We start from the raw sequence: 13,306 nt of genomic DNA on the forward strand, positions 1-13,306 counted from the left end.
CAGGAGTTGCCGTTGGGCTTCGCTACGCTCAGCACCAACCTACCGATGCCGGTGCTTGGATGGTCGCTCGACGCAGGGCTTCGCTGGCGCTCAAGGATCCAACCTCTACGAAATCCCCCGCCACTGCCGCGGACTCACCTGAAACCACCGCCGAAATGCCCGTGAAAAGGCGCTCGTCTCCGAATAGCCCAGCAGCGGCGCCAGGTCGGTGACCGGCAGCCGCTGCCGCAGGTAGTGCTGGGCCAGGTCGCGGCGGACGCCTTCGACCAGCGCCGAGAAGCTCGCGCCCTGGTCGCGCAGGCGGCGCTGCAGCTGGCTGGTGGACAGGTCCAGGCGCTGGGCGATGGACTCCAGGCTGGGCTCGCCCAGGGGCAGTGCCAGGCGTACCGAGGCGCGGACCTCTTCGAGCAGTTCCAGCTGCGGCAGGCGCTGGCCGAGTTGGCGGATGGCGTCCTGTACCACCAGCAGGAGCAGCGGATCGTGGTCGGGCATGGCGCGGTCGCGCAGGTCGGCCTTGGGCACCAGCATGGCGTTGCAGGCCTGGCCGAAGCTGACCGGGGCGTCGAACAGCCGGCGATGCTCGTGCCAGCCCTCGGGCCGGGGGTGTTCGAACTGCACCGCCCGCGGCGCCCAGGTCGGGCCAAGCACATGGCGCAAGAGGTTGAGCAGCATGCCCAGGGTCAGCTCGGCGTCCTGGCGGCGGGCGACGATGGCGCCGTGGCGTACCTGGTAGTCGAAGCGCCAGCAATCGCCGGCGTCCACCAGCTGGATCAGGGTGCTGTGCTGGTGGAAGGGAAAGGCGGCGGCGAAGTTCTGCAGCGCCGCCTCGGCGGTGGGCGAGCAGAGCCCCACGTAACCCAGTAGACCGAGCATCTGCGGCTTGAACTGCTGCCCGTAGTGCAGCCCGAAGTTGTCGCAGCCGGACTGGGCGGCGGCTTCTTCCAGGACCCGGCAGTAGTTGCCCAGCCCCAGGCTCAGGGTGGGATGCTGCAACTGTTCCGGATCGATGCCGGCGGTGCCGAAGATGCGATCGACATCGCCGCCGTGGCTGGTGATGACGGTGTCCAGCCCGCTGGCGGCAGCGGAGAGCACGCCGAGGTTGCGCGATATTGAGGTCAGGGCGGCGAAACCAGAGGCGGCCAGGGGCATGGGGTGGGTCCAGGGAGGGGATCGGCATGAATGAAGCAAAGGCTGTGCCCCAGGGTGGCAGTCGATCCAGAGCAGGGACCATAACGTCGAGGGCTTCACGCTATTCGGCCCCTTGATGTGCCCCATCGCAGGGCGAGGAGTCGGACATCGCACCAGGGTGGTGCGGCCTTGGGTAGCAGCCTGGGAAGAGGAGTAACGCCGACTTGACCCAAGGTCACAGCGGCCGTGCCGAGCGGTCAAGTCGGCACGGCCCCGGCCTGTTTAAGCTCGAAAAAGCCGGGCATCGCGGGATCGCGGTCGCCCATTCGGATCACGTCGCTACAAGGGGAGTGGCCTGTCATGACCAACGAGAAACTCAAGCCGACCCTCGGCACCCTGCACCTCTGGGGTATCGCCGTGGGTCTGGTGATCTCCGGGGAGTACTTCGGCTGGAGCTATGGCTGGGGCGTCGCCGGGACCCTGGGCTTTCTGGTTACCGCGCTGGTGGTGGCGGTGATGTACACCTGCTTCATCTTCAGCTTCACCGAGCTGACCACCGCCATTCCCCATGCCGGCGGCCCCTTCGCCTACAGCCGCCGCGCCTTCGGCCCCCGGGGCGGTACCATCGCCGGGATCGCCACCCTGATCGAATTCGTCTTCGCCCCGCCGGCCATCGCCATGGCCATCGGCGCCTACCTCAATGTGCAGTTTCCCGCCCTCAATCCCAAGCTGTGCGCGGTGGCGGCCTATTTCATCTTCATGACGCTGAACATCCTCGGGGTGAGCATCGCCGCCACCTTCGAATTGGTGGTAACGGTGCTGGCGGTGATCGAGTTGCTGATCTTCATGGGGGTGGTGGCGCCGGATTTCAGTCTGGCCAACTTCACCCGCGGTGGCTGGGCCGGGCAAGACCAGTTCTCGCTGGCGGCAGTGGGTGGCATGTTCGCCGCCATCCCCTTCGCCATCTGGTTCTTTCTCGCCATCGAGGGCGCGGCCATGGCCGCCGAGGAAGCCAAGGACCCCAAGCGCACCATTCCCAAGGCCTACATCGCCGGCATCCTCACCCTGGTGACCCTGGCCATCGGCGTGATGATCTTCGCTGGCGGGGTAGGCGACTGGCGGGCGCTGTCCAATATCAACGATCCGCTGCCCCAGGCCATGAAGGGGGTGGTGGGCGAGGGCTCCGTGTGGCTGCACCTGCTGGTGGGCATCGGCCTGTTCGGGCTGGTGGCCAGCTTCCACGGCATCATCCTCGGCTATTCCCGGCAATTCTTCGCCCTGGCCCGCGCCGGCTTTTTGCCCCACGGCCTGGCCAAGCTGTCGCGCTTCCAGACGCCGCACCGGGCGGTGCTGGCCGGCGGTGTGGTGGGTATCGCCGCCATTTTCAGCGACGGGGTGATCAGCCTGCAGGGCATGACCCTGACCGCCGCCATGATCACCATGAGCGTGTTCGGCGCCATCGTCATGTACATCATGAGCATGCTCAGCCTGTTCAAGCTGCGCCGTAGCGAACCCCATCTGGAGCGCACCTTCCGCGCCCCTGGCTATCCGGTGGTGCCGGCCATCGCTCTGGTGCTGGCGGTGGTCTGCCTCATCGCCATGGTCTGGTACAACCCGGTGATCGCCAGCGTCTTCGTGGTGCTGATGGTGATAGGCGCGCTGGTCTGCGGTCTCAGCCGTAGACAGGGCGACATTGCACCCGATGCTGCCTTTGGCGAAGCCTGAGAGCCTATTCAAAGTCTGCTGCGCGTCGGCCAAACGGCGTTGAAAATGGTTTCGGAATGCTCATTTATCACTCGTAAACTCGAGCGCGAGTCCGATCCGCTTCCTCAGCCATTTTCGCCTTGTTTGTCTCTAGCTCGCGAGCCTTTGAACAGGCTCTGCGCAGCGCAACCCGGGAGGTAGCATGAGCGGTTTCCAGCACAGCGTGGGCGGCCAGACCTGGCGTTTCGCCGATCTCAAGGAGCTGCTGGCCAAGGCCACCCCGGCGCGTTCCGGGGACGTCCTGGCCGGGGTCGCCGCCGGCAGCGACGTGGAGCGGGTGGCGGCGCAGATGGCGCTGGCCGAGCTGCCGCTCAAGCACTTTCTCAGCGAGGCGGTGATCCCCTACGAGGCCGACGAGGTCACCCGGCTGATCATCGACAGCCACGATGCCCAGGCCTTCGCGCCGGTCGCCCATCTCACCGTGGGCGGCTTCCGCGACTGGCTGCTGGGTGCGGCGGCCGACGAGACCAGTCTCGCCGCGCTGGCCCCGGGGCTGACTCCAGAGATGGTTGCCGCGGTGTCCAAGATCATGCGCATCCAGGACCTGATCCTGGTAGCCCAGAAGGTCCGCGTGGTGACCCGCTTTCGCAACACCATCGGCATGCGTGGACGGCTGTCGACCCGGCTGCAGCCCAATCACCCGACCGACGATCCGGCCGGCATCGCCGCCAGCGTCCTCGACGGCCTGCTCTACGGCAACGGCGATGCGGTGATCGGCATCAACCCGGCCACCGACAGCACGGGCGGCATCTGCGAGCTGCTGAAGATGCTCGATGCGGTGATCCAGCGCTACGAGATCCCAACCCAGGCCTGCGTGCTGACCCACGTCACCACCAGCATCGCCGCCATCGAGCGCGGTGCGCCGGTGGACCTGGTGTTCCAGTCCATCGCCGGCACCCAGGGCGCCAACGAAAGCTTCGGCATCAGCCTGGCGCTGCTGCAGGAGGGCTATGAAGCCGGACTGTCGCAGCGCCGCGGCACCCTGGGCGACAACCTCATGTATTTCGAAACGGGGCAGGGTAGTGCGTTGTCGGCCGGTGCCCACCATGGCGTCGATCAGCAGACCTGCGAGGTGCGTGCCTACGCCGTGGCCCGTCAATTCAAGCCGCTGCTGGTGAACACCGTGGTCGGCTTCATCGGCCCCGAGTACCTGTACAACGGCAAGCAGATCATCCGCGCGGGTCTCGAAGACCACTTCTGCGGCAAGCTGCTCGGCGTGCCCATGGGCTGCGACATCTGCTACACCAACCATGCCGAGGCCGACCAGGACGACATGGACATGCTGCTGACCCTGCTGGGCGCGGCGGGTATCAACTTCATCATGGGCATCCCGGGCTCGGACGACGTGATGCTCAACTACCAGACCACCTCCTTCCACGACGCCCTCTACGCCCGCCAGGTGCTAGGCCTGCAACCGGCGCCGGAATTCGCCGCCTGGCTCGACCGCCTGGGCATCCTGCGCCTGGAAGACGGCCGCTTCCGCCTCGGCGACGGCCTGCCCGCGCCGTTCCAGCGCGCATTGGCGCAGATGTGAAGGGTTTTTTCGTAGGTTGGGCTGAGCGCAGCGAAGCCCAACGTTGCCAGGCCCGATTCGTACCTGTTGGGCTTCGACGGTGGGGCTGTCTCAACCCAACCTACGAAAGGCCCGAGTGCCCTGCCCATCCCGTACCTGTTGGGCTTCGACGATGGAGCTGTCTCAACCCAACCTACCAAGGAGGTTGCCATGAAGGACGCCGACACCGCCCGTCCCGATCCCTGGGCCGAATTGCGTCGCCTGACCCCGGCGCGGATCGCCCTCGGTCGCGCTGGCACCAGCCTGCCCACCGCTGCCCAGCTGGACTTCCAGGCCGCCCATGCCCAGGCCCGCGATGCGGTACACCTGGCCTTCGACCACCAGGCGCTGCATGAAGGCCTGACCGCCCAGGGCCGCGAGACCCTGGTGCTCAGGAGCGCCGCGCCGGATCGACACACCTATCTGCAGCGGCCGGACCTGGGGCGCAGGCTGTCGGAGGAGTCCGCCCGCGAACTCGCGGCCTATGCCGCCGAGCATCCCGAGGGCTTCGATGTCGCCGTGGTCATCGCCGATGGCCTCTCGGCCCTGGCGGTGCATCGACATGCGCTGCCGTTCCTCGAACGCCTGGCCGACCAGGCCGGGGCCGAGGGCTGGCGCTGGGCGCCGGTGACCCTGGTGGAGCAGGGCCGGGTGGCCGTGGGTGATGAAATCGGCGGGCTGCTCAAGGCGCGCCTGCTGGTGATGCTCATCGGCGAGCGCCCGGGCCTGAGTTCGGCCGACAGCCTCGGCCTCTACTTCACCTACGGGCCGCGCCCGGGCCTCAACGATGCCTATCGCAACTGCATCTCCAATGTGCGCCTGGAAGGCCTCGCCTACGGCCTGGCGGCGCACAAGCTGCTCTACCTGATGCACGAAGCGGATCGCCGCAAGCTCTCCGGGGTGCAGCTCAAGGACGAAGCCGAGGTGCCCCTGCTGGAGGGTGGGGAAGAGAACGCCCGGGTCGGTAATTTTCTCACTGCTCAATGAGCGGGACTGGCCGTTATCCTGCCGTGAGCGTCTTGCGCAGGAAGTACCGCGCGAAGCCCGGCGGATAGTCCGCCAGCTCGCCGAAGACTTCATAGCCCAGGCGCTCGTAGAAGCCGCGGGCCTGGAACTCATGGGTGTCGAGCCAGGCGCCGTGGCAACCGCGGCTGCTCGCCTCGGCCTCGGCGCGCAGCAGCAACTCGCGGCCGGCGCCCTGGCCGCGGACGGCCTCCTCCACCGCCAGCAACTGCACGGTCAGCCAGCCATAGCCGGTATAGCCCCAGAGTCCGCCGAGGGATTCGCCGCCACGGGTCAGGCTGATGACCAGGGCCCGGTAGCCGCTCGGGCCGGCCTGGCTGTCGTTGTAGCGTCTCAGCGGCGCGGCGATGACCTGGCGCAGATCCTCGTGTGCCTCGTCGGTCAGGTGGTAGTCCAGCGGCGCTACGGGCATGGCGAAGGTCTCCAGAAGAGGGTTGCCTGAGCATAGCGCAGCACCGCTGCGTGACCGCCGGGTTCTGCCGCTTTCGCCGCGCCGGCCTTGGGGTAGCATGACCCTTTACCCATTTCGCGGGGGAGCCATGGACATACGTGAAGGTCGCGCCCGGGTTGGTGCCCTCGAACTGGCCTATGAGGACTGGGGCGATCCCGCTGATCCGGCGCTGCTGCTGATCATGGGCTTTGGCGCCCAGTTGCTGCTCTGGCCGGAAGGCTTCTGCGAGGCCCTGGTCCGCCGGGGCCTGCGGGTGATCCGTTTCGATAACCGCGACGTCGGCCAGTCCTCGCGGCTGAGCTGGCCAGGTGGACGACCGCCTTCACTGTGGCCGGTGCTGGGACGGGCGCAACTGGGCAAGCCCAGCGCGGTGCCCTATCGCCTGGAAGCCATGGCCGCCGATGTGGTCGGGCTGCTCGATCACCTGGGGCTGGAGCGCGCCTTCGTACTGGGCGGCTCCATGGGCGGCATGATCGCGCAGATCCTCGCCGCCCACTGGCCGCAGCGGGTGGCGCGGCTGGGCATCCTGTTCTCGTCGACCAATCAGCCGCTGTTGCCGCCGCCCTCGTTCAAGCTGCTTGGCAGCCTGCTGCTGCGTCCGCCAGCCGATCTGCCGGCGGAAGCGGCGCTCGCCCGGCAGAAGGCCCTGCTGCGCGGCATCGAAAGCCCGCGCTATCGGCAGAGCGAGGCCGATCTCGAACGGCTGGTGCAACGGATCCTGGCGCGCGGTGTGGATGTGGACGGGGTGCAGCGGCAGCTGTTCGCCCTGCTCGGTAGCGGCGACCTGCGGCCCTTTGCCCGGCGCATCCAGGCGCCGACCCTGGTGGTCCATGGGGCGCGGGATCCGCTGTTGCGTCCGGCCTGTGGCCGCGCCGTGGCCCGAGCCATTCCTGGTGCCCGCTTCGAGCTGATACCCGACATGGCGCACGACCTGCCGGCGCCGCTCTGGCCGAGACTGAGCGAGCTGTTCGCCGACTTCTTCCTGGCCCCCTGAGCTGGGCTTCAGCCTCTGAGGCGCGGTCGCAGCCCGTCGATGAGCAGGGTTTCCAGGCCGCGCAGAACCTCGTCGAAGAAGGCGGGATCTTGCAGGGTACGACCACAGAGTGCCTGCACCTGGACCCTGAAGTCCGCATAGTGTTGGGTGGTGGCCCAGAGGCTGAACAGCAGCTGGTAGGGATCCACCGGTGCCAGCCGGCCGGCCTCGATCCAGGTACGGATCACCCGGGCCTTCTCGTCTATCAGGTCGTGCAGGCTGCCCTGCAATTCCGGCAGCAGCAGGGGCGCGCCCTGGACCATCTCCAGGCAGAACAGCCGGGACTCGGCAGGATAGTCGCGGGACATCTCCAGCTTCTGGCGCAGATAGTCGCGCAGGGCGTCGAGGGGTTCCTGGTCTTCGCTGAAGGTGCGCAGGGGATTCAGCCAGGTCGCCAGCAGCTGACGCAGCACGGCGACATAGAGCTCTTCCTTGTTGCTGAAATAGTAGAGCAGGTTGGTCTTGGAGACGTCCGCCTGCAGTGCCACCTGGTCCAGACTGGCGCCGTGCAGGCCGAAGCGGGAAAAGATATCAAGCGCTGCGCTGAGGATCTGGGCGCGTTTGGCTTCTATCTGGCGCTGCCGGCGTTGCTGGGCGGCAGGGCTGGGTTGACGCGGCTTGCGTGGCGGAAGATCACTGGCCTGACTCACGAACTGCTCCTTGGGCCTTCTTGGACATCTGACGCGGGCCGGCTGCAGGCGCGGTCGTTGAGCTTCGCACCGTCCTGGTGACGAATCACCGGCGGACCCCGAAGGGTAGCGCGCCGGTCTCCAAACTCTAGCATGGCCCGACACCCTTCATGCCCCGGATTCGGGCGCCTTGCACAAACTGGGTGCTCTGATCTGGACCAAGTGGTCTGGAGATATTTCGACATTTCCCCCAAGTGTTTGATTGGGTTGAACTTTCAAGACTTGGCAAGCTTTCTGCTCCGATCCTGCAGCCACGGCGCATCTGGATGCGCTTCGATTCCTGACTGCGGGAGAGTGCGAGCGATGAACATCGGTGTCTTCATTCCCATCGGCAACAACGGCTGGCTGCTATCGGAAAACGCGCCCCAGTACCGGCCCACCTTCGAGCTGAATCGCGAGATCGTGCAGCGCGCCGAGCACTACGGCTTCGACTTCGCCCTGTCGATGATCAAGTTGCGCGGCTTCGGCGGTAAGACCGAATTCTGGGACCATAACCTGGAATCCTTCACCCTCATGGCCGGACTGGCGGCGGTGACCTCGCGCATCAAGCTGTTCGCCACCGCCGCGACCCTGACCCTGCCGCCAGCCATCGTCGCGCGCATGGGCGCCACCATCGACTGCATTTCCGGCGGCCGCTTCGGCGTCAACCTGGTCACCGGCTGGCAGAAACCCGAATACAGCCAGATGGGGCTCTGGCCGGGGGATGAGTTCTTTGCCAGTCGCTATCAATACCTCGGTGAATACGCCCAGGTGCTGCGTGATCTCTGGGGCACCGGTCAGTCGGACTTCCAGGGCGCGCACTTCCGGATGGAGGACTGCCGGGTCAGTCCGCAACCCCAGGCGCCCATGGAGATCGTCTGCGCCGGGGCGAGCGATGCCGGCCTGGCGTTCGCCGCCGAGCATGCCGACTACAGCTTCGTCTTCGGCAAGGGCGTCAACACGCCCAAGGCCTTCGCCCCGGCGGTCGAGCGGCTGCAGGCGGCCACCGCCAAGACCGGGCGCGAGGTCTCCTCCATCGCCCTGTTCATGATCATCGCCGCCGAGTCCGACGAAGCCGCCCGCGCCAAGTGGGAGCACTACAAGGCCGGTGCCGACGAGGAGGCCATCGCCTGGCTGGGCGCCCAGGCCGCCGCCGACACCAAGTCCGGCAGCGACACCAACGTGCGGCAGATGGCCGATCCGACCTCGGCGGTCAACATCAACATGGGCACCCTGGTGGGCTCCTTCGCCAGCGTGGCGCGAATGCTCGACGAGATCGCCGAGGTGCCCGGGGCCAGCGGGGTGCTGCTGACCTTCGATGACTTCGTCCAGGGCGTGACCGACTTCGGCGAGCGCATCCAGCCGCTGATGCAGAGCCGCCGTCACGTCGAGCTGCTCAAGGAGAGTGCCTGATGAACGCTGTGGAAACCCTGGCGGGCTATGCCCTGCCTGCGAGCGATACCGAAGCCCTGACCCTGCCGGCGCGTCCCGAACCGCTGCGGCTCAAGGCCAGCGAGACGGCCCTGATCGTGGTTGACATGCAGAACGCCTATGCCAGCCAGGGTGGCTACCTGGATCTGGCCGGTTTCGATGTCTCGGCCACCGGCCTGGTGATCGAGAACGTCGCCGCGGTGGTGGAGACCGCCCGCGGCGCCGGTATCCAGGTGGTCTGGTTCCAGAACGGCTGGGACCCGGAGTACCGCGAGGCGGGTGGCCCCGGTTCGCCCAACTGGCACAAGTCCAATGCCCTCAAGACCATGCGCAGGAGACCCGAGCTGCAGGGGCAATTGCTGGCCAAGGGCGGCTGGGACTACGCCCTGGTGGATCGGCTGCAACCGGCGGCCGCGGACCTGGTGGTGCCCAAGACCCGCTACAGCGGTTTCTACAACACCCACCTGGACAGCCTGCTGCGCGCCCGTGGCATCCGCAATCTGGTGTTCGTCGGGGTCGCCACCAACGTCTGCGTGGAGTCGACCCTGAGGGACGGCTTCTTCCTCGAATACTTCGGCGTCTGCCTGCACGACGCCTGCCACCAGGCCGGCCCGCGCTCGGCCCACGACGCCGCGCTGTTCAACATCGAGACCTTCTTCGGCTGGGTCGCCAGCTGCGCCGACTTCCACACCACCTTCGCCAAGGACTAGCCAGCATGCCCAAGCAAGCCGTGATTCCCGCCGGTACCGGTACCCCCATCGCCCCCTTCGTGCCCGGCAGCCTGGCCGACGGGGTGCTCTATGTCTCCGGCACCCTGCCGTTCGATGCCCAGAACAACGTGGTCCATGTCGGCGACGCCGCCGCCCAGGCGCGCCATGTGCTCACCACCATCCAGGGCGTGGTGGAGGCGGCCGGTGGCAGCATGGCCGACGTCACCTTCAACATGATCATGCTCACCGACTGGGCCAATTACGCCGCCATCAACGCGGTGTACGCCGAATTCTTTCCTGGCGAGAAGCCGGCGCGCTACTGCATCCAGTGCGGCCTGGTAAAGCCCGACGCCCTGATCGAGATCGCCAGCATCGCCCATGTCGGCTAGCCCGCGCTCCGTCTAGCCCCCTCTCCCCCTGGGAGAGGGCTGGGGTGAGGGAAGCCTCAACCACCCAACCTTAAAGGACCGCCCATGCACTTCGAACTCCATGGCCGCCAGGATCCGGCGGCCGAGACCCTGCTGCTCAGCTCCGGACTGGGCGGCGCCGGGGCCTTCTGGGCGCCGCAGCTGGCGGCTCTGGGCGAACGTTTCCGGGTGGTGGTCTATGACCAGCCCGGCACCGGCAGGAGCCCGGCCGAGTTGCCCGCCGACTATCGCATCCAGCATATGGCCGAGGACCTGCTGTCCCTGGCCGATCGCCTGGAACTCGACCACTGTCTGTTCATGGGCCATGCCCTGGGCGGTCTGGTGGGCCTGCAGGCCGAGCTGCTACGGCCGGGCCTGATCCGTCGCCAGGTGCTGGTCAACGCCTGGAGCCGACCCAATCCGCACACCGCGCGCTGCTTCGCCCTGCGTCAACGGCTGCTGCGCGACAGCGGCGCCGCGGCCTATGTCCAGGCCCAGGCGATCTTTCTCTATCCGGCCACCTGGATCGCCGAACAGGGCGAGCGCCTGACCGCCGACGAAGCCCATGCCCTGGCGCACTTCCCCGGTGAGGCCAATGTCCTGCGGCGCATCGGCGCGCTGCTGGCCTTCGATGTGGACGCCGAGCTGGGACGTATCCAGGTACCGACCCTGGTATTGGCCAACCGCGACGACGTGCTGGTGCCCTGGACCTCGTCCCAGCGCCTGGCCGCAGGCTTGCCCCAGGCCACCCTCCAGTTGCTGGAGTGGGGCGGCCACGCCTCCAGCGTCACCGACCCCGCCACCTTCGACCGGGTGGTACTCGACTATCTCAGCCAAGCCCTGGAGGCGTAACGCCATGTCCGTTGCCCATGCCGTGCCCCTATCCGCCACTACGCCCGCTACTCCGGTCGACCGCGATCTCTTCCGGGGGGCCATGGCGCGCCTGGGCGCCGCGGTCAACCTCGTCACCACCGACGGTCCGGCCGGCCTGGCCGGCTTTACCGCCACCGCCGTGTGCAGCGTCAGCGACAGCCCGGCGACCTTGCTGGTCTGTCTCAACCGCGGCGCCTCGGTGCATCCGGCCTTCAGCGCCAACGGCGTGCTCTGCGTCAACGTCCTGGCCGCCGGCCAGCAGGCGCTGGCCAACCTCTTCGGCGGCAAGACCGCCATGGCCGAACGCTTCGCCGCGGCGAGCTGGACCCGCCTCGCCACCGGCGCGCCGGTGCTGGACGGCGCGCTGGTGGCCTGCGATTGCCGCATCGCCGGAGTGCAGGCGGTGGGCAGCCACGACCTGCTGCTCTGCGAGGTGCTGGGAGTGGCCGAGCCGGGTGGTCAGGGTGGCCTACTGTATTTCGATCGCCGTTATCACGAGCTGGGTTAGTGGGGGCTGTTGGGCTTCGAAGAGGGAGCCGTCTCAGCCCAACCTACGACCGCCGTAGGTTGGGCTGAGCGCAGCGAAGCCCAATACCGCCAAGCCGATCCAGCACCCCCGAGTCTTGCCTGCCAGCGCCAAGCGCGGCCCAGGCGCCACCCCGGTGCACACTGACCGTTCGAGGTGCAGCGCACCGCCAGCGGATCCTGAGTATCTCCCTCAACCTGCTGTTTTGACTGGCTTTTATATTTTTTACCAAGTGGTCCAAAGCTGGCACAGCGGTTGCAATTTTCCTGCTGCCGTCCTGCCCGGTGAACGTGCGTCGCGCTGTCTCCTTTCGTCCCACTCGTGAGGTCCGTCATGCCGCTGTCCAGTGTTCCCATCATCGATCTGGCCCCCTATTTCGCAGGCTCGACCGCCGGCAAGCAGGCGGTGGCCAAGGCCGTCGACCAGGCCTGCCGCGATATCGGCTTTCTGGTCATCACCCACCATCAGGTGCCCGAAGAACTGGTCGAGCGCGTCTCGCGCCTGTCACGGGCCTTCTTCGACCTGCCGCTGGTGGAGAAACGCAAGGCCGATCGACCGCGCCCGGATCAGGTGCGCGGCTACAGCGCGGTGGCCGAGGAAAGCCTGTCCTACAGCCTGGAAGAGGCGGCGCCGGGGGATCTCAAGGAGTCCTTTTCCATCGGACCGCTGGATGTTCCGGCCACGGCCTATTACCGCGGCCCTGAAGCCGGGCCGCACTTCGCCCCCAATGTCTGGCCCACGACCATCCCCGGCTTTCGCGAGGCCTATGCCGAGTACTTCGCCGCCATGAGCGACCTGGCGCGCACCCTGATGCGCCTCTTCGCCCTGGGGCTGGACTTGCCGGAGACCTACTTCGACAACCGCATCGATCGCCACATCAGCATGTTCCGCACCCTCTGCTATCCCCACCAGCAGGCGGCGGCGCTGCCTGGCCAGTTGCGCGCGGGGGCCCATACCGACTACGGCAGCCTGACCATCGTCCGTCCCGACGACGCCCCTGGCGGCCTGCAGGTGCGCAATGCCGACGGCGAGTGGGTGGACGTACCCAAGGTGCCGGGCAGCTTCGTGGTCAACATCGGCGACCTGATGATGCAATGGACCAACGACCGCTGGGTCTCGACCCTGCACCGGGTGGTGAATCCACCGGCGGATGCCGGTTGCGACACCCGCCGCCAGTCCCTGGTGTTCTTCCACCAGCCCAACTACGACACCCTCATCGAATGCCTGCCCGGTTGCGCCACGCCCGGCACGCCGCCGCGCCATGCGCCCATCACCTCGGGCGACCACCTGAGATCCAAGTTCGTCAAGCAGACCACCTTCGGCGGGACCCAGACCGGCGTGCGGGTGGCCTGATGCCGAGTCTTTCCTACGTCAACGTCTTCGCCCAGGACGTGATGGCCCTGAGCGGCTTCTACCAGCGGGTGTTCGCTTTTCCCGAGATCGAGGCGATCCGCTCGCCGATCTTTCGCGGCCTGGACACCGGCAAGACCGCCATCGGCTTCAACGCGCCGGAGGCCTATGAGCTGCTGGGGCTGGGCGAATTCGCCGGCAGTGAGGGCTGCCGCTTCCTGCTCAACCTGGAAGTGGACAGCCGCGCCGAGGTGGACCGGCTGGTGCCGGTGGCCGAGGCCGCTGGCGCCCGCCTGCTAAAGGCGCCCTACGAAACCTATTACCACTGGTACCAGGCCGTGCTGCTGGACCCGGAAGGCAACGTGTTCCGTATCAACCACATGCTGTAGA

14 protein-coding genes are annotated in these 13,306 nt (G+C 67.1%); 11 read left to right on the forward strand and 3 right to left on the reverse strand.

The window, feature by feature from the left end:
* Window positions 1-105: 105 nt before the first annotated feature.
* On the reverse strand, window positions 106-1,149 hold the full coding sequence (gene qhpR, locus LRS53_RS10885; protein WP_231355878.1) for an AraC-like transcriptional regulator QhpR: 1,044 nt from the start codon (window positions 1,147-1,149) through the stop codon (window positions 106-108).
* Between the two features lie 339 nt (window positions 1,150-1,488).
* Here qhpR and eat point away from each other — a divergent pair, with 339 nt between their 5' ends.
* From eat to eutC, 3 genes are all read left to right on the forward strand, one after another.
* Complete coding sequence (gene eat / locus LRS53_RS10890) at window positions 1,489-2,853, forward strand: ethanolamine permease (RefSeq protein WP_231355879.1); 1,365 nt, start codon at window positions 1,489-1,491, stop codon at window positions 2,851-2,853.
* A 181-nt stretch (window positions 2,854-3,034) separates the two neighbouring features.
* Window positions 3,035-4,426 carry an ethanolamine ammonia-lyase subunit EutB gene (locus LRS53_RS10895; RefSeq protein ID WP_231355880.1) on the forward strand — a complete coding sequence of 464 codons (1,392 nt, stop codon included), beginning with the start codon at window positions 3,035-3,037 and terminating at the stop codon, window positions 4,424-4,426.
* 189 nt (window positions 4,427-4,615) lie between these two features.
* On the forward strand, window positions 4,616-5,431 hold the full coding sequence (gene eutC / locus LRS53_RS10900; protein ID WP_231355881.1) for an ethanolamine ammonia-lyase subunit EutC: 816 nt from the start codon (window positions 4,616-4,618) through the stop codon (window positions 5,429-5,431).
* 13 nt (window positions 5,432-5,444) lie between these two features.
* Here eutC and LRS53_RS10905 read toward each other — a convergent pair whose 3' ends face one another.
* Entirely contained in the window at window positions 5,445-5,879 is a 435-nt protein-coding gene (locus tag LRS53_RS10905; RefSeq protein WP_231355882.1) for a GNAT family N-acetyltransferase, read from the reverse strand.
* A gap of 127 nt (window positions 5,880-6,006) precedes the next feature.
* Between LRS53_RS10905 and LRS53_RS10910 the strand changes: the two genes are divergently transcribed.
* Window positions 6,007-6,912, forward strand: coding sequence for an alpha/beta fold hydrolase (locus LRS53_RS10910; RefSeq protein WP_231355883.1), 906 nt, complete (start codon window positions 6,007-6,009; stop codon window positions 6,910-6,912).
* An 8-nt stretch (window positions 6,913-6,920) separates the two neighbouring features.
* Here the strand turns inward: LRS53_RS10910 and rutR are convergent, their stop codons facing one another.
* Window positions 6,921-7,601, reverse strand: coding sequence for an HTH-type transcriptional regulator RutR (rutR, locus tag LRS53_RS10915; RefSeq protein WP_184290253.1), 681 nt, complete (start codon window positions 7,599-7,601; stop codon window positions 6,921-6,923).
* A gap of 342 nt (window positions 7,602-7,943) precedes the next feature.
* Here rutR and rutA point away from each other — a divergent pair, with 342 nt between their 5' ends.
* The 7 genes from rutA to LRS53_RS10950 all read left to right on the forward strand — a co-directional run bounded on the left by rutA (window position 7,944) and on the right by LRS53_RS10950 (window position 13,305).
* Complete coding sequence (gene rutA, locus LRS53_RS10920) at window positions 7,944-9,032, forward strand: pyrimidine utilization protein A (RefSeq protein ID WP_231355884.1); 1,089 nt, start codon at window positions 7,944-7,946, stop codon at window positions 9,030-9,032.
* The gene (gene rutB, locus LRS53_RS10925) at window positions 9,032-9,760 is read left to right on the forward strand and encodes a pyrimidine utilization protein B (protein WP_231355885.1); all 729 of its coding nucleotides are present in this window, start codon (window positions 9,032-9,034) and stop codon (window positions 9,758-9,760) included. Before rutA ends, rutB begins: the two co-directional genes overlap by 1 nt.
* Before the next feature lie 5 nt (window positions 9,761-9,765).
* On the forward strand, window positions 9,766-10,149 hold the full coding sequence (gene rutC, locus LRS53_RS10930; RefSeq protein WP_017642623.1) for a pyrimidine utilization protein C: 384 nt from the start codon (window positions 9,766-9,768) through the stop codon (window positions 10,147-10,149).
* 84 nt (window positions 10,150-10,233) lie between these two features.
* On the forward strand, window positions 10,234-11,019 hold the full coding sequence (gene rutD, locus LRS53_RS10935; RefSeq protein WP_231355886.1) for a pyrimidine utilization protein D: 786 nt from the start codon (window positions 10,234-10,236) through the stop codon (window positions 11,017-11,019).
* A gap of 4 nt (window positions 11,020-11,023) precedes the next feature.
* Complete coding sequence (locus LRS53_RS10940; RefSeq protein ID WP_231355887.1) at window positions 11,024-11,548, forward strand: flavin reductase; 525 nt, start codon at window positions 11,024-11,026, stop codon at window positions 11,546-11,548.
* Between the two features lie 351 nt (window positions 11,549-11,899).
* Window positions 11,900-12,919, forward strand: coding sequence for an isopenicillin N synthase family dioxygenase (locus tag LRS53_RS10945; RefSeq protein ID WP_231355888.1), 1,020 nt, complete (start codon window positions 11,900-11,902; stop codon window positions 12,917-12,919).
* Window positions 12,919-13,305 (forward strand): VOC family protein, encoded by a 387-nt coding sequence (locus LRS53_RS10950; protein WP_231355889.1) that lies wholly within the window; start codon window positions 12,919-12,921, stop codon window positions 13,303-13,305. The genes LRS53_RS10945 and LRS53_RS10950 overlap by 1 nt, the downstream gene beginning before the upstream one ends.
* Window position 13,306: the final 1 nt, after the last annotated feature.

Source organism: Pseudomonas sp. PLB05 (genome assembly GCF_021106615.1).
Classification (GTDB): Bacteria; Pseudomonadota; Gammaproteobacteria; order Pseudomonadales; family Pseudomonadaceae; genus Chryseomonas; species Chryseomonas benzopyrenica.

Excerpts from the sequence above, each read along its gene's own strand:
- LRS53_RS10945 (WP_231355888.1), top strand. The coding sequence starts at position 11,900 with ATGCCGCTGTCCAGTGTTCCCATCATCGATCTGGCCCCCTATTTCGCA.
- eat (WP_231355879.1), top strand. The coding sequence starts at position 1,489 with ATGACCAACGAGAAACTCAAGCCGACCCTCGGCACCCTGCACCTCTGG.
- rutB (WP_231355885.1), top strand. The coding sequence starts at position 9,032 with ATGAACGCTGTGGAAACCCTGGCGGGCTATGCCCTGCCTGCGAGCGAT.
- eutC (WP_231355881.1), top strand. The coding sequence starts at position 4,616 with ATGAAGGACGCCGACACCGCCCGTCCCGATCCCTGGGCCGAATTGCGT.
- LRS53_RS10905 (WP_231355882.1), bottom strand. The coding sequence starts at position 5,879 with ATGCCCGTAGCGCCGCTGGACTACCACCTGACCGACGAGGCACACGAG.
- LRS53_RS10950 (WP_231355889.1), top strand. The coding sequence starts at position 12,919 with ATGCCGAGTCTTTCCTACGTCAACGTCTTCGCCCAGGACGTGATGGCC.
- rutC (WP_017642623.1), top strand. The coding sequence starts at position 9,766 with ATGCCCAAGCAAGCCGTGATTCCCGCCGGTACCGGTACCCCCATCGCC.
- rutA (WP_231355884.1), top strand. The coding sequence starts at position 7,944 with ATGAACATCGGTGTCTTCATTCCCATCGGCAACAACGGCTGGCTGCTA.
- LRS53_RS10895 (WP_231355880.1), top strand. The coding sequence starts at position 3,035 with ATGAGCGGTTTCCAGCACAGCGTGGGCGGCCAGACCTGGCGTTTCGCC.
- rutD (WP_231355886.1), top strand. The coding sequence starts at position 10,234 with ATGCACTTCGAACTCCATGGCCGCCAGGATCCGGCGGCCGAGACCCTG.
- LRS53_RS10940 (WP_231355887.1), top strand. The coding sequence starts at position 11,024 with ATGTCCGTTGCCCATGCCGTGCCCCTATCCGCCACTACGCCCGCTACT.
- qhpR (WP_231355878.1), bottom strand. The coding sequence starts at position 1,149 with ATGCCCCTGGCCGCCTCTGGTTTCGCCGCCCTGACCTCAATATCGCGC.
- LRS53_RS10910 (WP_231355883.1), top strand. The coding sequence starts at position 6,007 with ATGGACATACGTGAAGGTCGCGCCCGGGTTGGTGCCCTCGAACTGGCC.